Origin of the sequence: Micromonospora sp. DT47 (assembly GCF_049844475.1) — a bacterium.
Lineage (GTDB): Bacteria > Actinomycetota > Actinomycetes > Mycobacteriales > Micromonosporaceae > Micromonospora.
The window spans coordinates 332,248-350,167 of sequence record NZ_JBNCLC010000003.1 but is presented as its reverse complement, the minus strand read 5'-3'; the positions used below and the strand labels follow the sequence as shown (position 1 = coordinate 350,167).

Sequence of the window (17,920 nt, the reverse complement as noted above, 5' to 3'; positions counted from 1 at the left end):
GTGCGCTGGTGACTACAGGCCCAGCTCGGCCTCGAAGTTGCCGGCCTCCAGCCGCTCCTTCACCGCGACCAGGAAGCGGGCGGCGTCGGCACCGTCGATCAGCCGGTGGTCGTACGACAGGGCCAGGTAGACCATCGAGCGGACCGCGACGACCTCGCCCAGTTCCGGGTCGTTGACCACGACCGGCCGCTTGACGACGGCACCGGTGCCGAGCATCGCCGACTGCGGCGACGGCACGATCGGGGTGTCGAAGAGCGCGCCCCGGCTGCCGGTGTTGGTCAGCGTGAAGGTCGCACCGGCGATCTCGTCCGGGCTGATCTTGTTGGTCCGGGTGCGCTCGGCCAGATCGGCGACCCGCTTGGCGATGCCGCCCAGGTTGAGGTCGCCGGCGTTGTGGATGACCGGCACCAAGAGCCCCCGCTCGGTGTCCACGGCGATGCCGAGGTGCTCCGAGTCCGGGTAGGTGATCGTCCCCGCCTCCAGGTCCATCCGGGCGTTGACGATCGGAATCGTCTGCAGCGCCTCGACGGCGGCGAGGGCGAAGAACGGCAGGAAGGACAGCTTGACCCCGTGCCGCTGCTGGAAGGTGTCCTTCGCCTGCGCCCGCAGCTTGGCGATCTTGGTGACGTCCACCTCGATCACCGTGGTGAGCTGCGCCATCTCGTGCAGCGACTGCTGCATCCGCTTGGCGATGGCCGCGCGGATCCGGGTCAGCTTCTCGGTGGTACCCCGCTTGCTGCTCGGCTGCGGCTTGGCGGCCGGCCTTGCCGGGGCCGCCGGGGCGGCGGCCGGCTGCGGTGCGGCGGCCGGGGCGGCCTTCGCCGCCTTGGCCTTCTCGGCCGCCTCCAGCACGTCCTGCTTGCGGATCCGGCCACCCACGCCGGTGCCGTTGACCGAGGAGAGGTCCACGCCGTGCTCGCTGGCGAGCTTGCGCACCAGCGGGGTCACGTAACCGGCGGCCTCCTCGCCGCCACCCGGTGCGGGGGCGGAGGGGCGCTGCGGGGTCGGCGTCGGGCCGGCCGGCTGGGCGGCCTGCTCGGCCTTCACCGGCTGCGCCGCGACCTCGGCCTCCGCGGTCGGCTGGCTGTACGACATGCCCGGGGTCGGCTCCTCGACCGTGGGCTCCGGCTGCGCCTCGGCCTTCGGCTCCGGCTGCGCCTCGGCCTTCGGCTCCGGCTTCGGCTCCGGCTTCGGCTCGGGCTTGGCCTCCGCCTTCGGCGCGGGCGTCGGCTCCGGCTTCGCCTCGGCCGGGGCGGCGCCGGCGGCACCGATGATCGCGAGGTCGGCGCCGACGGCGGCGGTCTCGTCCTCGGCGACCTTGATCTCCAGCAGGGTGCCGGCGACCGGCGACGGGATCTCGGTGTCGACCTTGTCGGTGGAGACCTCCACCAGCGGCTCGTCGACCTCGACGGTCTCGCCGACCTGCTTGAGCCAGCGGGTGACCGTACCCTCGGTGACGCTCTCGCCCAGGGCCGGCAACTTCACCGGGGTGCCCTGGCCCGACGGCGCCGGGGCGGCCTGGGCCTGCGGCTCCTCGACGGCCGGCTGCTCCGCCTCGGCCTGCGGCGCCGCGGCGGCCTCCTCAGCCTCTTCGGCCGGGGCCTCCTGCGGCTGTGCGGCCTCGCCGCCGCCGGCCTGCTCGCCCTCACCGGCGATGACGGCCAGCTCGCTGCCCACCTCGGCGGTTTCGTCCTCGCCCACCACGATCCGGCTCAGCACGCCCGCCGCGGGGGACGGGATCTCGGTGTCGACCTTGTCGGTCGAGACCTCGAGCAGCGGCTCGTCGACCTCGACGGTGTCGCCCTCCTGCTTGAGCCAGCGCGTGACGGTGCCCTCGGTGACGCTCTCGCCGAGCCGAGGCATGGTGACCGATACCGGCATCTTCCAAAACTCCTTCGTGGCCTGGTGCGATCCTCGCCCGCTTGCCGCCGGCGTCGCGGAATGACGGTGGGTCAGGCGTGCGCGTGCAGCGGCTTGCCGGCCAGGGCCAGGTGCGCCTCGCCGAGGGCCTCGTTCTGGGTCGGGTGGGCGTGCACGAGCTGCGCCACCTCGGCCGGGTACGCCTCCCAGTTGTAGATGAGCTGCGCCTCGCCGATCAGCTCACCGACCCGGGCGCCGACCATGTGCACGCCGACCACCGGGCCGTCCTCGACCCGCACCAGCTTCACGAAGCCGGCGGTCTTGAGGATCTGGCTCTTGCCGTTGCCACCCAGGTTGTAGTTGTAGGTCTTGACCTTGTCGCCGTACTGCTCCTTGGCCTTCGCCTCGGTCAGGCCGACCGACGCCAGCTCCGGGTCGGAGTAGGTGACCCGCGGGATGCCGGCCTCGTCGATCACGGCCGGGTTCTGGCCGGCGATCTCCTCAGCGACGAAGATGCCCTGCGCGAAGCCGCGGTGGGCGAGCTGGAGACCGGGCACGATGTCGCCGACCGCGTAGACGTTCGGCACGCTGGTGCACAGCCGCTCGTCGGTCAGCACGTAGCCGCGGTCCATCTTCACGCCCTGCTCCTCGTACCCGAGGTTGGCGGTGGTCGGGCCGCGGCCGACGGCGACCAGCAGCAGCTCGGCCTCGACGGTCTCGCCGCCGGCGATGGTGACCTTGACGCCGTTCTCGGTCTTCTCGACCTTCTCGAACGGCTTGCCGACCTTGAAGTTGATCTTCCGCTTGCGGAACGCCCGCTCCAGCGCCTTGGACGACTCCTCGTCCTCGGCGGCGACCAGCCGGGGCAGCGCCTCGATGATGGTGACGTCCACCCCGAAGGACTTCCACACGCTGGCGAACTCGACGCCGATCACGCCACCGCCGAGCACGATCGCCGAGGAGGGGACCCGGTCCAGGGTCAGCGCGTGGTCGCTGGTGATGATCCGCTCGCCATCGACCTCCAGGCCGGGCAGGCTCTTCGCGTACGAGCCGCTGGCCAGGATCACGTTGCGGCCGGTGTAGCGCTTGCCGTCGACCTCGACGACGTTCTTGCCGACCAGCTTGCCGGCGCCGGCCACGAAGGTGATGTTCTTGGCGCTGCCGACCAGGCCCTGCAGGCCCTTGTAGAGCCGGGAGACCACGCCGTCCTTGTACGAGTTGACCCCGGCCATGTCGATGCCGACCAGCTCGGCCTTGACACCGAACTGCTCCGACTCGCGGGTCTGGTCGGCGATCTCCGCCGCGTGCAGCAACGCCTTGGTCGGGATGCAGCCGTTGTGCAGGCAGGTGCCGCCGAGCTTGCCCTTCTCGATCAGCGCGACGGACAGGTCCAGCTGGGCGGCACGCAGCGCCGCCGCGTAGCCGCCGCTGCCACCTCCGAGAATGACGATGTCGAAGGTCGCTTCGTTCGGCTCGCTCACGTCCAACTCCCAGGTCGCGTCGCTGCATCGGGGGGTCACGGAGGGGTGACAGGACACACCCCACCTCGGTCATCTTGTCACTAGCCCACCCGGGCCGCGTAGTGAGGTGCCCAACGACACGTCGTCGGCACGTACGCTTGGCACCGTTGTCGATGACAAACGGGGGAGGGGACGGTCGGGTGGGGCTTTTCCGACGACGCAAGCGCGCCGGCACGGTCAGTCGGGACCGGGTGGCGGACCGTGCCGATCTGGAGCATCTCGAGAACTTCGTCCGGACCCGGCGCGGGGTCGAGGCGTACATCGAGCCGCGGACCACGGTCACCGAGACCACCGTCATGCTGATCGCCGACGACGGGGAGTGGACCCGCCGCCGCATCGACGGCCCCGAGGGCGCCCGCCGCTTCGCCCACCGGCTGGCGATCCCGATCTACGACGTCCGCCTGATGGGCTACCCCCAGCGCATGCGGGACTACAACGAACGTCGCAAGCGCCGCCCCGAACTCTTCTAACCCCCCACCCCCTCGGGGCGAGGGGGTGGGAACGGCGACGGGGCGCCTCCTGTGGGAGGCGCCCCGTCCACGTGCCAGGTGTCCGTCAGCCGTTGGTGGCGACGTCCTCGACCAGCTGGACCAGGGTGCGGACCGGGACGCCGGTGCCGCCCTTGGTCCAGTACCCGGTCGCCTCGCCCGAGTGGTAGCCCGGGCCGGCGATGTCGATGTGCGCCCAGGCCACGTCCTCGGTGACGAACTCGCGCAGGAACACCCCGCCCTGCAGCATGTGACCGGCCCGGTCCATGCCCGCGTTGACCTGCGAGATGTCCGCGACGTCGGAGTCCATGCCCTTGCGGACGTCGTCCGGCAGCGGCATCGGCCAGGCCGGCTCGCCGACCGACTCGCCGACCAGCTTGACCCGCTCGCACAGCTCCGGGGTGCCCATCACGCCGGCGATCCGCTTGCCCAGCGAGATCACCTGCCCGCCGGTGAGGGTGGAGGTCTCGAAGAGGTAGTCGGCGCCGTCCTCGCAGGCCCGCGCCATCGCGTCGGCGAGGATCATCCGGCCCTCGGCGTCGGTGTTGAGCACCTCCACCTTCTTGCCGTTGTACATGGTGATCACGTCGCCGGGCCGGTAGCTCGTGCCGGACGGCATGTTCTCCGCCATCGGCAGGTACCCGGTCACCGCGACGGACGGCTTGAGCGCGGCGACGGCCAGCATGGCGGCGCCGACCGCGGCCGCGCCGGCCATGTCGGACTTCATCTCCCACATGCCCTGGGCCGGCTTGATCGAGATGCCGCCGGTGTCGAAGGTGATGCCCTTGCCGACCAGCGCCACCCGCTTGCCGCTGCCGCCACCTGAAGGGGTGTAGGTGAGCTTGACCAGGCGCGGCGGAGCCTCCGAGCCCTGCCCGACGGCCACGATGCCGCCGTAACCGCCGGCGGTCAGCGCCGCCTCGTCCAGCACCTCGACGCCGAGCCCGGCCTCGCGGGCGGCGGTGGCGACGGCCTCGGCGAAGGCCGGCGGACGCAGCTCGTTCGGGGCGGTGTTCACCCAGTCCCGGCTGGTCCGGACCGCGGCTGCCACCGCGGTCGCCCGGTCGATCTCGCCCCGCGCGGTCGCGTCGGCGGCGTCCGGCACGGCGATCAGCACCTCGGCCACCGGCTCCCGGCGGGTCGGCTGCGGCCGGGTCTTGTAGCCGGCGAACCGGTAGCCGCCGAGCAGCGCGCCCTCGGCGACCGCGCGCAGCGCGGCCGGGGCGTCGGCGTCGTCGGGCAGCGGCATGGCCAGCGCCACCCGGGGCGCCCCGGCGAGGGCCCGGACGGCCGCGCCGGCGGCCCGGCGCAGCGTCTCCGGGGCGGGGGCGGCGCCGGTCGGCTCCGGGCCGAGGCCGACCGCGGCGACGATCGGGGCGGTGACGGTGCCCAGCGTGGCCAGCTTGATCACCTCACCGGGGCCGCCGGTCGCGCCGAGCAGCGCCAGCGTCTCGGTCAGCTTGCCGTCGAAGGCGGCCGCGATGCTCTCCGCTCCGCTGGCCAGCAACAGGGTGCCGGCGAAGCCGCTGGTGGCGTCCTGCTCTGCGGTCTGGCTGTGCACGCCGATCACGATCGCGTCGACGGCGAGCTCGGCGGGGTCGGTGTCGACCAGGCTCAGGGTGGTGCTGGGCGATGTCACTGAAGCTACTCCGGGCGGGCCGGGCCGGTCGCGTCGTCGCGTACCGGCGATGAAGGTCTCCGGCGGCAACCTACCCGCCAGAGCTCGGGTGCGTCCCGCCGATGTTCATGACGGGTCCCGCCGATGCTAACCAGCGGTGCGGTCCCCGGTAAGTTGGCACCCATGACGGACGTGACCCTCGACGCCGCCGCGACCCGGCTGCGCCGTTCCCCGCTGCACGAGCGGCACACCGCTCTCGGCGCCAAGTTCGCCCCCTTCGGGGGTTGGGAGATGCCGCTCGAGTACGCCGGCGGCGGCGTGCTCAAGGAGCACACCGCGGTGCGTACGGCCGTGGGCGTCTTCGACGTCTCGCACCTGGGCAAGGCGCGGGTGACCGGGCCCGGCGCGGCGGAGTTCGTCAACTCCTGCCTCAGCAACGACCTGGGCCGGATCGGCCCGGGCCGGGCGCAGTACACGCTCTGCTGCGACGACGCCACCGGCGGCGTGGTGGACGACATCATCGCCTACCTGCACGCCGACGACCACGTCTTCCTGATCCCGAACGCGGCGAACACCGCCGAGGTGGTCCGCCGGTTGCGTGCCGCCGCGCCGGCCGGGGTCACCGTCACCGACGAGCACGAGGGGTACGCGGTACTGGCCGTGCAGGGCCCCCGCTCGGCGGAGCTGCTCGGCGCGCTGGGCCTGCCGACCGGGCACGACTACATGAGCTTCTCGGGTGGGGCGGTGGCCGGCGCGGAGCTGACCGTGTGCCGGACCGGCTACACCGGCGAGCTGGGTTACGAGCTGGTGGTGCCGGCGAAGCACGCGGTGGCGGTCTGGGACGCGCTCTTCGCCGCCGGGGAGGGCTTCGACCTGCGGGCCTGCGGGCTGGGCGCCCGGGACACCCTGCGTACCGAGATGGGCTACCCGCTGCACGGGCAGGACCTGTCGCCGGAGATCACCCCGGTCCAGGCCCGGTCCGGCTGGGCGGTGGGCTGGGACAAGCCGGCCTTCTGGGGCCGCGACGTGCTGCTCGCCGAGAAGGCCGCCGGCCCGGCCCGTACGCTGCGCGGTCTGGAGGCCGTCGACCGGGCCATCCCGCGGGCCGGCATGGCGGTCCACGTCGGGGACGCGCGGGTCGGCACGATCACCAGCGGCACCTTCTCGCCGACGAGGAAGCAGGGCATTGCCCTGGCCCTGCTGGAGACCGACCCGAAGCTCGCCGACGGCGACCTGGTCGAGGTCGACATCCGCGGCCGCCGCGCCCAGATGCGCGTCACCCGCCCCCCGTTCGTCCAGCCCTCGGTGAGGTAAGGGTCAGGCGGGGGCTTCGCCGGCGTCCAGGACGGCCTGGGTCCAGCCGCCCTCGATGACGCCGGTGCCGTCCAGCAGGGCCCAGTCGACCACGTCGGCGGTCTCCACCACGATCGGGGAGCCGATCCGGACGGTGGGGTCACTGTTGGCGTCGCTGGCGCTGGCGCCGACGATCCGCTCCGCCGCCTCCCACGAGGTCACCCCCGCCCAGACGAACTCCGGGCCCTCGTCGCCGGGGAGGCCGTACTTGACCACCAGCTGCGACTCCCGCGGCAGCTGGCCGGCGAGGAACCGGGCCCGGATGTCGTCCAGCCCGGCCCGGGCGGTGGCGATCGCCTTGCTCATCGCGTCGCCGGGACGGGCGTAGCGGACGTCCGGCTGGATGCCGGAGAAGAGCGTCGCGCAGGCCGCGGCGTAGTACTTCCTGTCCGGTCCGGGGTAACCGGGCGGCGGGCGCAGGCTGAGGAACGAGTCGGCGTCCGGGTCGGTGGCCGGGTCCAGCTCCAGCCGGAGCAGCACCGGGGCGGTCGCGCCGTGCTGCTCCGGATTGCCGTACGCCACGGCGATGTCGTGCCCGGTCACCGTGGCCAGCACCGGCAGCTGCACGAACGCCGGCACCTCCTCGCCGGCCAGCCCGTCGGTCCAGTCCCGCAGCAGCCGCCGGGCCGCCCCGGTCATCACCGCGCCCCAGGCTCGGGTGAGGTGGTCCGGTACGCCCTGGGTCTGCAGCTCCAGCAGCCCGAAGCGGCGCAGTCCCTTGGTGGTGAACCAGAGCCCCTCCGCGTCGGAGGAGTACGGCACCAGCACCCAGTCGACCAGGCGTACCCGGCCCTGCTCGTCGGGGAGTGAGCGCAGCGCGGCCGCCGGGTCGAGGAACTGCAGCCCGAACACGTCCACCACGTCGCCGTCGACCGACTCGGCGATCGCCGCGGCCACCGCGCGGGCCGCCCACTCGTGCGCCGGCGGCCAGCCCGGCCGGTACTCGGCCTGCACCACCACCAGGTGGCTGGCCGCGGCCAGCCGGCCCAGCTGCGCCTCGGTGGCGCCGAACGCGGTCAGCAGGTCCGGCGGCAGCTCCGGGAACTCGTCGATCGACCGGGTGTCCACCGTCATCAGCGGGCTGTCCAGCATCTGCTTCGCCAGCCCGTACACCGGCCCGGCCAGCCGGCCCTCCAAGGCCTGCACCGCCGTCTTCGGGCTCACCCGGGGCAGTCCCGCCATCGGCACCAGGTAGGTCGCGCTCAGCGACTCCGGGACCGGTACGGGCAGGAAGTCGTCCGTGATGAGCAAGTCGTCCCCCGGAGGCCGTGCCGGTGCTGTCGGGGCAAACGCTACCCGCCGCCGCGCCGCGCGTTCAGCCGGACAGCACCAGTCCGAGGTAGACCAGCGTGGTCACCAGCTCCACGGTGGCGCCGAGCACGTCGCCGGTGATCCCGCCGAGGCGGCGTACCACGTGGCGGAGCAGCCCGACCGCGACGGCGAGCGCGGCCGCGACGGCGAGCGGCCCCTGCCACGGCCGGCCCGGCACGGCCGGCATCGCCGCCAGCGCGACGGCGGCCGTGCCGACGGTCAGCGCGACCGGCCCGACCGTGCCGGCGACCAGCGCGCCCAGCCCCTCCGGGCGGGCCGCCGGCACCCCACGCCGGCACGCGTAGCCCACCCCGAGGCGGCCCGCCGCGGTCGCCGCGACCACCGCCGCCGTCGCGGCCGGCCAGGACCGCCCGGCCAGCTCCGCGAGCGACGCCGTCTGGAGCAGGAGTACGACCACCAGCGCGACCACCCCGAACGGCCCGACGTCCGGCTTCTTCATGATCTCCAGCGCCGCCGCCCCACGCCGGTACGACCCCAGCGCGTCCACCGTGTCGGCCAGCCCGTCCAGGTGCAGCCCGCGGGTGGCCAGCGCGGCGCAGCCCACCGTCACCCCGGCGGCGACCAGCGGGGGAGCGAGCGCGGCGAGGAGCAGCAGCAGCCCGGCGAGCGCCGCGCCGAGCAGCGCGCCGACCAGCGGGGCGAGCGCCATCGCGGTGCCCGCCGCCGGACGGTCGATCCGCCCGGCGCGCACCGGCAGGGTGGTGAAGGTGGTGAGCGCCAGCCGCAGGCCGTCGAGGCGGCGCGGCTCAGCCGGCACGCCAGCCGGAGGGGTCCGCCGCCGCTTCGGTCGTGGTCGGCCCCGGACCGGCCGGTTCCGGCTCGGTGAAGTCGGGTCCCGTCGTGGTCGGCTCCGGGCGGGCCGGTTCCGGCTCGGTGAAGTCCGGTTCGGTGGTGGTCGGCCCCGGGCCGGCCGGTTCCGGCTCGGTGAAGTCCGGCTCGCTCGTGGTCGGCCCCGGGCCGGCCGGTTCCGGCTCGGTGAAGTCCGGCTCGCTCGTGGTCGGCCCCGGGCCCGCCGGTTCCGGCTCGGTGAAGTCCGGCTCGTCCTCGTCGCCGCCGCCCAGGCGGGGGTGGACCGGCAGCGCGGCGGCCAGCGCCAGCACCGAGCGCAGCAGCGGCAGCGCGGTCAGCGCGTTGGCCCCCTCGCCGAGGTCCAGCCGCAGGTCGAGCAGGGGGGTCAGGCCGAGCACGTCGGCGGCCAGCCGGACGGCCGGGTGGCCGCCGTGGTCGGCCAGCAGGCACCAGTGCCGGGCCTGCCCGGCCAGATCCCGGCTGATCATGCCGGCGGCCAGCCCGACCGGGCCGTCGAGCAGCACCGGCACCCGGCGGGCGGTCGCGCCGAGCAGCACCCCGGTGGCCACCGCGATGTCGCCGCCGCCCAGCTCGGCCAGGACGTCCTTGGCGTCCCGTGGCGAGCGCCGGGTGCGGTGCAGCGCGTCCCGGACCGCCGCGCAGCGGGTCATCCAGGCCGCGTCGTCGATCTCGCCGCTGGCGGTGACCACCCGGCCGAGCACCGCCGGCGGCTCCGCCCCGGCGGTCGCCGCGAGCACCGCGGCGGCGGCGGCCTCCGTGCCGGCGCCGCAGGCCCCGAGCACGAGCAGCTGTACGCCCGCGTCGGCGGCCTCCTCGGCGAGCCGCCAGCCGTAGCGCAGCGAGGACTCCACCGCGGCGTGGTGCAACGCCGGCTCGTGTTCCATCGGGGCGGAGGAGGGCGTGTCCACCACCTGGAGGCTGGCGCCGCTCTCCGCGGCCAGCCGGGCCAGCGCGCCCCGGCCGGCGCGGGCCTGCCGGGCCCGCCGGGCCGACTCGCCCGCGACCGTGCCGGCGGCGGCCCCGCCCTGGTGGTCGCCGTGGAGCAGCAGCACCCGCACGGTCGTCCACGGCGTGGGGGTCGGGGTGCCCTGGGTGGCGGCGGCGAAGCCGACCACCCGTTCCAGCACCCCGAGCCCGGCGCCCGGCACGTCCAGGGTGGCGAGCCGGTCGCCGGCCTGCGGCCCGGCGTACTCGTCGGGCATGGGCAGCTCCATGCCCGGCTGGATGACCAGGCCGGTGGCGACCATCGGCAGCGCCATGGTGGGCGCCGCCCAGGCGGTGCCGTTGGTGTCACCCGGGGTGGCCGGCAGGGTCGGGGTCAGCACGTCCGGCAGCGGCGCCTCCAGCTCGCTGGTCCGCGCCAGGGTGACCTGGTTGGTGGGCCGGGCGGCCGGCGCCGGGCCGGCCTGGGCGGGCACGCTCGCCGGGCGGGTCGCGGCGGCCGGCTTGAGCCAGGCCGGCTGGCCGGCGACCACCAGCACCACCGCGTCGCAGGCGTCGGCGACGGCCCGGTTCGCCGCGCCCAGCGCGTCGGTGAACGCCCGCCCCAGCGGGGTGGTCGGCACCAGCGAGAGCCCCACCTCGGGGCTGACCAGGACGATCCGGGCCTCGCTGTCGCGTACCGCGGCGGCCAGCTCGGCGATGGTGGCGACGTCGTCGGCGGGCTGGTGCGCCGGGTCGAGCAGCACGGTCACCCAGCCGCCCAGGTCGTCCACGAGCAGGGTCTCGTTCGGCCCGGCCGCGGCGATCACGTCGGCCAGCCGGCGCGGGTCGTCCGCGGTCTCGTCGGTGGTCCAGCTCCCCGGCCGGCGCTCCCGGTGCGCGGCCAGCCGGGCCGCCCACTCGGCGTCCTCCGGGTCGGCGTTTGCCGAGGTCGCCACGTAGCGCACGGTGGCGGCGTCGCCCACCAGGGACTCGGCGAACTCCGACTTGCCCGAGCGGGTACCGCCGAGCACCAGGACCGTGTTCCACCCGTCAACGGACATGCCCGTACCTTAAAGCCGCCCGGAGTGGCGCCGCCCGCCGGGCCGCGCTCAGCCGCAGTGCTCGAAACCGCTGCCGTAGCTCGCCCCGCCGGCCGACCCGCCCCACGTCACGCAGGTCCCGGCGCGCGCCGCCGAGTCGATCACCTGGTAGCCGCTGCCACAGACCTGCCCCGGGTGAACGGGTTCGGTTGACGGCCCGGCGGCCGGCCGCGACGCCGGCCGGGGCGAGCGTCAGCCGTTCCGGGACCGGCCGACTACGCTTGCGGGGGTTCCGTCCCCCGGGGACGGTGAGCGGCGAGGGGAGACGCGGCATGGCGTGGAGCTGGCGGTACGAGGGCACGGACGGCGCCTCGGTCGACGGACCGGCGGAGACGTTCGGCAGCCAGGCGGATGCCGAGTCCTGGATCGGCCAGACCTGGCGGGAGCTCGCGGCGTCCGGCGTCACCTCGGTCGCGCTCGTCGATGACGACCGGGTGGAGTACCGGATGAGCCTGCTGCCGACGGTGGAGTGATGGCCTACGATCGCGCGGGCGGCGAGCCGCTGGTCCTCGGCGTGCCCCGGGCGGCGTTCCGGCCCAGCCCGGTCTTCCTCGGCCTGGTCGCGCTCTTCGTGGCCAGCGGGGTGATGGCCTGGAACCGGTTCGGCAACGTCCGGTTCGACGTGTTCCTCTTCGTCGTCTCGGGCTGGCTGGTCTCGCTCTGCCTGCACGAGTACGCCCACGCGGTGGTCGCGTTCCGGGCCGGCGACCGGGACATCGCCCACCGGGGCTATCTGACGTTGAACCCGTTCAAGTACACCCACCCGCTGCTGTCGATCGTGCTGCCGGTGCTGGTGGTGCTGCTCGGCGGCATCGGCCTGCCGGGCGGGGCGGTCTGGGTGGACCGGCACGCCATCCCGGGCCGGCTGCGGCACACCCTGGTCAGCCTCGCCGGCCCGGCCACCAACGTGCTGTTCACCCTGGTGCTGGTGGCGGTGCTGCGGATCGGCACCGGGGCGGGCGGTCCGATCGAGTTCTGGGCGGGCCTGGCGCTGCTGGCGTTCCTCCAGCTCACCGCGAGCGTGCTCAACCTGCTCCCGGTGCCCGGGCTGGACGGCGGCAACATGATCCAGCCCTGGCTGAACCCGCAGTGGCGCCGGATGTACGACCTGTTCGCGCCGTACGGCTTCATTCTGCTCTTCGCGCTGCTGTGGAACCCGCGCATCGGCGGCTGGTTCTTCGGCGCGGTCTTCGCGGTCGGCGACCTGCTCGGCCTGCCGTCCTGGCTCTACGCCGCCGGCCTCGACCTGATCCGGTTCTGGCAGGGCTGACCCGGCCCGGCCGGCGCGACGACCGCGCCGGCCGGACCGGACCGCTCACGGCCGCTGGGCGGGGCTCTCGGTCTTCGCCGCGTCCCGCTCGGTGACCGGCTCGACGATCTCGTCGATCGCCTTGAGCAGGTCGGCGTCGAGCTTCACGCCGGCCGCCTTCACGTTGTCGTGCACCTGCTCCGGCCGGGACGCCCCGACGATCGCCGAGGAGACGTTCGGGTTCTGCAGCACCCAGGCGATGGCGAGCTGGGGCATGGTCAGCCCGGCCTGCTCGGCCAGCGGCCTGAGCTGCTGCACCCGGGTGAGCACCTCGTCGGTGAGCCACTGGGCGATGAACCCGGCGCCGGACTTCTCGTCGGTGGCCCGGGAGCCGGCCGGCGGCGGCTGACCCGGCTGGTACTTGCCGGAGAGCACGCCCTGCGCCATCGGCGACCAGACGATCTGGCCGACGCCCAGCTCCTCGCTGGTGGGGATCACCTCGGTCTCGATGACCCGCCAGAGCATCGAGTACTGCGGCTGGTTGGAGACCAGCGGGATGCGCAGCTCACGGGCCAGCTTGTGGGCCTCGCGCAGCTGCGACGCCTTCCACTCGGAGACGCCGATGTAGTGCGCCTTGCCGGAGTGCACGACGTCGGCGAAGGCCTCCATCGTCTCCTCCAGCGGGGTGCTGTAGTCGTACCGGTGGGCCTGGTAGAGGTCCACGTAGTCGGTGCGCAGCCGGCGCAGCGAGCCGTTGATCGACTCCATGATGTGCTTGCGGGACAGGCCACGGTCGTTGCGACCCGGGCCGGTGGGCCAGAAAACCTTGGTGAAGACCTCGACGCCCTCGCGGCGCTCGCCGGAGAGCGCCTTGCCGAGCACCTCCTCGGCGCGGGTGCCCGCGTACACGTCGGCGGTGTCGAAGGTGGTGATGCCGGTGTCCAGGGCGGCCCGGACGCAGGCCAGCGCCGCGTCCTCCTCCACCTGGGAACCGTGGGTGATCCAGTTGCCGTACGAGATCTCGCTGACCAGCAGGCCGGAGCGGCCTAGGTGTCGGAATTCCATACCCCGACCCTAGTCCGGCCTGCCTCCGTGCCGCCGGTGCGGCATCCGCGCGTGGTGCGGCATTCCGGCGTGGTGCGGCCGCCGGCGAGGACGCTCATCCCCGAGCCGTCGACGAGATCGCCACCCGCCCGGGTCAGAGGACCGGGTGGGCGTCGGTCAGCAGCCGGTCCAGTTCGGCGATCACCACCTCGTGCCCCGGGTGCACCGGGTCGATCAGCGGCTCGCCGCGCCGGTCCAGCGCGCCCCAGCGGCCGGCGCCGTCACCGACCAGGAACGCCACCGGGTGGATCACCAGCGCCGGGTGGACCGGCGGCACGATCACCTTGCCGGCGCGGTCCAGCACGCCGCGCAGCCCGCCCTGGTCCAGCACGGCCAGCCCCTCCTCGCTGAAGCCGTCGAGGCGGCGGCCGTCGGCCAGCGCGGTGGCGAAGCCGTGGTAGCGGGTCGGCACGACCAGTCGGCCGTTGCGGTCGACCGCACCCCAGCCGCCCCGGCGGACCGCGGCCACCCCGCCGGTGAACGGCCGGACGTCCTCGAAACCGCCCGGCACCACCACGGTGCCGTCCGGCTCGATCGCCGCCCAGTCCGGGCCGCCGCCCTGCGACACCCAGGCCAGCCCGTCGGAGAAGGGCCGCACCGCCGCGTACGCCGGACCGAGCAGGGTGGCGCCCCGCTCGTCGATCAGCTCCCAGCCCGTGCCCGGCCGGCGTACCCAGGCCAGTCCCTCCCGGAATGGCTGCGCCTCGGCGTAGTCGTAGCCGAGGACCAGCTCACCGTCGGCGTCCGCGTACCCCCAGCGGTCCAGGCCGCCGTCGAGCGTGGGCGCCGGGGGCCGCCGTCCGTGCCGCACCTCCTCCCGGCCGCGGGGGTACGGCCCGAAGCCGCCCCGCGCGGTCGCCCGGCCGTGCACGGCGTCCAGCGCGACCCGGATCCGGGTGGTCAGTTCCGGGTCGTCGGCGCGGCGCAGGTCCAGCGCCCGCTCGAAGTGCTCGCAGGCCTCCATCAGCCGGTCCTGGTCGTAGCAGGAGCGGCCGGCGTGCTCGTGCAGGGCGGCCCGCAGCCGGTCCGGCAGCTCGGTCGAGTTGGCCTCGGCGAAGAGCCGGTCCGCCTCGGCGAACTCGCCCTTCCAGCGCAGCACCTCGGCCAGCCGGGCCCGGGCAAGCGCGGTACGCCGCAACTCGCCGGTCGCGTCCGCGTAGGTGAGGGCGAGCCGGCCGTCGGCCAGCGCGTCGTCCAGGTCGCCCACCATCCGGGAGACCACCGCGCGCAGGCTGAGCAGCCGGGCGCGGGCGCGGTTGTCCAGGGACGCGCCGAGCTTCTCGGTCAGCCGCCGCCGGATCACCCGCAGCTCGTCCGGGTCGTCGATGACCTCGCGCAACGTTTCCCGGTCCAGCCGCCAGCGGTACCCGGCCAGGATCTGCTCCGGGTCGCCCTCCGGCACGGGGTTCGCGGCCCCGCTCGGGGCACCGGCCGACGGCTGGCCGGCGACCGCCCGCTCGGGGGCGGTGGGCCGGACCGGCGGTTCCGGAGAGCCGGCCTGGACCGGTGGCTCCGGCGCCCGGGACGCCGGGGGTGGCGCAACGGGCTGGCCGGGCCGTTCCGGGACGGGCGGCGCGGAGGCCGGCCGGGCGGATGCCGCCGGGCCGGAATCTGCTGCCGCCACCAGCGGGCCGGCCGTGGGCGACGCCGCACCGCCGGCGTCGGTCGGCGTGGTGCCGGCCGGGGCCGGTTGCTGCGGCCGCGCCGCCGGCGGGGATGCCGCAGCGGGGTGGTCGGTCGGTGCCGGGAAGGCCGGCCCGGCCGTTGCCGCGGGTTCGTCGGTGGCCGTCGGGGAAACCGGGCGGGCCGAGGTCGCCGGCTCATCGGTGGGCGCCGTCGGGTCCGGGACGGACGGAGCCGCACCCTGCGGAGGCGAGCTGGTGGTCCCGGTGGGTGGCGGGGAAACCGGCTCGGCGGACGGCACGACGACCGGCTCGGCCGGCGGGCCGGCGGCCGGGTGAGCGCCGACCACCGGGGCGGGTGATGTCGGGGCCGGCGACGCCGGTGCGGGCGGTGCGGCCGGGGGCGCGGAGACCGGTCGCCCCACCAGGGCGGACGGTGTCGCAATCGGCGGGGCCGGCGCCGCCGGCTCCAACTCGGCGCTGGCGGGTGGCGCCGACCGGGCCGGGTCGCCGGATGCCGGCGGCGCGGACACCGGGCGGGCCGCCGGGATGGCCGGGCCCGGGCCGGCGGTGGCCGGGGCCGGCATGTCCGGGCCGGAACCGACCCGGGCGGCGTCGTCGGTCTGCCGGGCAGCCTCCGACGTCGGGCGGGCATCCGGCGTACCGCCCGCCGGTGCGGCGGAGGGACGGTCGGGTGCGTCCGTTCCGGCCGCGACCGGCTCGGTCGGCGCTGCGGGCGATGGCGCGGACTGGGCGGGCCGGAACCAGGCTTCCGAGGTGTTCCGCTCGGCCGGCCGGCTGGTCGCGGGCTGGTCCACGGGGTCAGGCTCGGGCGCCGGCGGCACGTAGCGGCGCGGCCGGTCGGGCGTGATGGCGAGCGCGGGGGAACCGGACGGTCCGGCTGCCCCGGGCGCCGGACCCTCCGGCCCGGCCGGCCGCCCGGTGACCGGACCGGGCTGCGGTCGTTCGGTGACCGGACCGGGCTGCGGTCGTTGCGCGACCGGCGGGCCCGAGACCGTCCGGTGATCGGTCGGGGGCACGGAGGTCGGCCGCTGCGCCGGCGGCGCGGGGTCGACCGGCGGGGCCGGCCGCTCGACCGGCTCCGGCAACGGTACGAACTCCACCCGGAGTTGGGCGGCCGGCGGCCCGGAGACGGGGGCCGCCTCGTCGGGTCCGCGCCCGGTAGAGACGGACGCACCCGGGATCGGAGCGCCGGACACCGGGGCCGGGGAGACGGGGGCGCCGGAGACCGGGGCGCCGGACACCGGAGCCGGCGAAATCGGCGCGCCGGACACCGGACGGCCCGGCACGGGACCCCCCGAGGTCGGGGCGCCGGAGATCGGGGTGCCCGGTGGCACGGAGACCGGCCGGCCGGGAACCGCCGAGGTCCCCGCCGTGCGGGCCGCCGGTCGCTCGTCGTGCCAGGACGGACGGGGGTCCGGCCGGTGCGGGCGGACCGGCTCGGCCGGGCGCCGCTGCTCCGGGTGCCGGCCGTCGCGGCCGTCGCGGCCGTCCTCCGGGCCGGGCGCGGGCCAGCGGGACCCGTCCCGGTCCGCGCCGGGTCGGGCCCACGACTCGCGGTACGCCTCGGCGGGCGGGACCGCCTCCCGCGACCGTCGATCCGGGTACGCCTCCGCGCGGGCGGCCGCCTCGCGCGGCTCCTGCCGGCGCTCGTCGTGCCCGCGGCGCTCGTCATGACCTCGGCGCTCGTCGTAGCGGGGGCGCCCGTCGTGGTCCCGGCGCCCGTCGACACCGGGGCGTCCGTCCTGGTCCCGGCGCACGTCGGGGCCGGGGCGTCCGTCGTGACCCGGGCGCCCGTCGTTGCCGGGGCGCCCGTCAACGGCAGGGCGCCCGTCGGAACCAGGTCGCCCGTCGAGAGCAGGTCGCCCGTCGAGAGCAGGGCGTCCGTCGAAGCCGGGGCGTCCGTCGGGACCGGGTCTCCCGTCGGGACCGGGGTGTCCGTCGGGACCGGGGCGCTCGTCGTACCCGCGGTGCGGCGCGCGGCGCTCGTCGGGCGTCCGCGGGGTGGGCCCGTGGCCGTCGTCGTGGCCGTACGGCGTCGACCGCGCGTCGTCGTACCCGTGGGCGGCCGGGCGTTCGTCGTGCTCGCGGCGGGGCTGCCAGCGCTGCTCGTCCTCGCGGTAGCGGCCGGGGACGTCCCGCTCGGCGCGGTACCGGGCGGCCGGCTGCTGCTCGTACCCGTCGCCCCAGCCCCGGGCGCTGCGGCCGTCGCCGGCCGGCCGGCGGTCGTACCCGGGATCGGGCCGCTCGGGCGCGGCGGCCCGGCGGGGTGACAGCGCCTCGTCCGGCTCGGGCATCCAGCCCGGCTCGGCGGTGCGGCCGTGGTTGGCGCGGACCGGCTCGTGGCGGGGGCCGGGGGAGACCGGGGTGACGCCCGGTGCGCTCCGCTCGGGCCGGGACGGCCGGGCGTCGTAAGGGTCGGGGGCGCCGCGGTCGCGGTGCCACGCCGCCTCGCGGGACGGTTCGCCGGCCCCGGGGCGCGGCTCGGACCGGCCGGGCCGGTCGTCGTGGCGGTCCGGCTCGGGCCGGCGTCGCTCCCGCTGCCAGATCGGCCCGTCGGCCGGCCGGCGGTGCGGCTCGTCGGCGGACCGCGGCTCGTCGGCGGACCGCCGCTCGTCGGCCGGCTGCCCGCCCCAGCGCGGCTGCTCGTCCTCGTCGGACCAGGACCGCCCGAGGTACGTGCCATCGGGGCGGGTCGGGGCGAGCGGGGGGACCTCGGCGCGGCCGACCACGGCGGCGCGTCCGCGCGGGGGAGTGTGCCGGGCGCCGATGTCGCCGGGGTAGCGCTGGCCGGGGAACTGCGGGTGCCACTCGGTGGTCGGTTCGACCACCCAGGACGGTTCCGCCGGATCGCGCCAGCGGTCGCGGTAGCCGCCCGTCATCGGGGGACTCCGGCGCCGCACGTGCGGCGCGCCCCGA

The 17,920-nt window shown here is 75.8% G+C and carries 12 protein-coding genes; 4 read left to right on the top strand and 8 right to left on the bottom strand.

Features of this window, described 5'->3' with window-relative positions:
* Positions 1–12: 12 nt before the first annotated feature.
* A complete protein-coding gene (gene sucB, locus ACLQ2U_RS06675) occupies positions 13–1,881 on the bottom strand; it encodes a 2-oxoglutarate dehydrogenase, E2 component, dihydrolipoamide succinyltransferase (protein WP_425749645.1) in 1,869 nt (622 codons plus the stop codon).
* A gap of 71 nt (positions 1,882–1,952) precedes the next feature.
* Positions 1,953–3,380, bottom strand: a complete 1,428-nt coding sequence (gene lpdA, locus ACLQ2U_RS06670) for a dihydrolipoyl dehydrogenase (RefSeq protein WP_425749644.1) — start codon at positions 3,378–3,380, stop codon at positions 1,953–1,955.
* Between the two features lie 140 nt (positions 3,381–3,520).
* On the opposite strand from lpdA, the gene ACLQ2U_RS06665 reads away from it, so the two are divergent.
* On the top strand, positions 3,521–3,850 hold the full coding sequence (locus ACLQ2U_RS06665) for a hypothetical protein (RefSeq protein WP_425749643.1): 330 nt from the start codon (positions 3,521–3,523) through the stop codon (positions 3,848–3,850).
* A gap of 85 nt (positions 3,851–3,935) precedes the next feature.
* On the opposite strand, the gene ACLQ2U_RS06660 is transcribed toward ACLQ2U_RS06665, so the two are convergent.
* A complete protein-coding gene (locus tag ACLQ2U_RS06660) occupies positions 3,936–5,507 on the bottom strand; it encodes a leucyl aminopeptidase (protein ID WP_425749642.1) in 1,572 nt (523 codons plus the stop codon).
* 162 nt (positions 5,508–5,669) lie between these two features.
* Between ACLQ2U_RS06660 and gcvT the strand changes: the two genes are divergently transcribed.
* A complete protein-coding gene (gcvT, locus tag ACLQ2U_RS06655) occupies positions 5,670–6,800 on the top strand; it encodes a glycine cleavage system aminomethyltransferase GcvT (RefSeq protein ID WP_425749641.1) in 1,131 nt (376 codons plus the stop codon).
* Positions 6,801–6,803: 3 nt separating this feature from the next.
* On the opposite strand, the gene ACLQ2U_RS06650 is transcribed toward gcvT, so the two are convergent.
* From ACLQ2U_RS06650 to ACLQ2U_RS06640, 3 genes are all read right to left on the bottom strand, one after another.
* The gene (locus ACLQ2U_RS06650; RefSeq protein ID WP_425749640.1) at positions 6,804–8,090 is read right to left on the bottom strand and encodes a DUF2314 domain-containing protein; all 1,287 of its coding nucleotides are present in this window, start codon (positions 8,088–8,090) and stop codon (positions 6,804–6,806) included.
* Positions 8,091–8,154: 64 nt separating this feature from the next.
* Positions 8,155–8,928: an adenosylcobinamide-GDP ribazoletransferase gene (gene cobS, locus ACLQ2U_RS06645; protein WP_425749639.1), complete on the bottom strand. Its 774-nt coding sequence runs from the start codon at positions 8,926–8,928 to the stop codon at positions 8,155–8,157.
* Entirely contained in the window at positions 8,918–10,966 is a 2,049-nt protein-coding gene (locus ACLQ2U_RS06640) for a bifunctional adenosylcobinamide kinase/adenosylcobinamide-phosphate guanylyltransferase (RefSeq protein WP_425749638.1), read from the bottom strand. The genes cobS and ACLQ2U_RS06640 overlap by 11 nt, the downstream gene beginning before the upstream one ends.
* Before the next feature lie 311 nt (positions 10,967–11,277).
* On the opposite strand from ACLQ2U_RS06640, the gene ACLQ2U_RS06635 reads away from it, so the two are divergent.
* Together ACLQ2U_RS06635 and ACLQ2U_RS06630 are read left to right on the top strand one after the other, a co-directional pair.
* Positions 11,278–11,478 carry a hypothetical protein gene (locus ACLQ2U_RS06635; protein ID WP_425749637.1) on the top strand — a complete coding sequence of 67 codons (201 nt, stop codon included), beginning with the start codon at positions 11,278–11,280 and terminating at the stop codon, positions 11,476–11,478.
* Entirely contained in the window at positions 11,478–12,275 is a 798-nt protein-coding gene (locus ACLQ2U_RS06630; RefSeq protein WP_425749636.1) for a site-2 protease family protein, read from the top strand. Before ACLQ2U_RS06635 ends, ACLQ2U_RS06630 begins: the two co-directional genes overlap by 1 nt.
* A gap of 45 nt (positions 12,276–12,320) precedes the next feature.
* Here ACLQ2U_RS06630 and ACLQ2U_RS06625 read toward each other — a convergent pair whose 3' ends face one another.
* Both ACLQ2U_RS06625 and ACLQ2U_RS06620 read right to left on the bottom strand, forming a co-directional pair.
* Positions 12,321–13,319 (bottom strand): aldo/keto reductase family protein, encoded by a 999-nt coding sequence (locus ACLQ2U_RS06625; protein ID WP_425749635.1) that lies wholly within the window; start codon positions 13,317–13,319, stop codon positions 12,321–12,323.
* 133 nt (positions 13,320–13,452) lie between these two features.
* Positions 13,453–17,883 (bottom strand): WG repeat-containing protein, encoded by a 4,431-nt coding sequence (locus ACLQ2U_RS06620; protein WP_425749634.1) that lies wholly within the window; start codon positions 17,881–17,883, stop codon positions 13,453–13,455.
* Positions 17,884–17,920 lie beyond the last annotated feature (37 nt).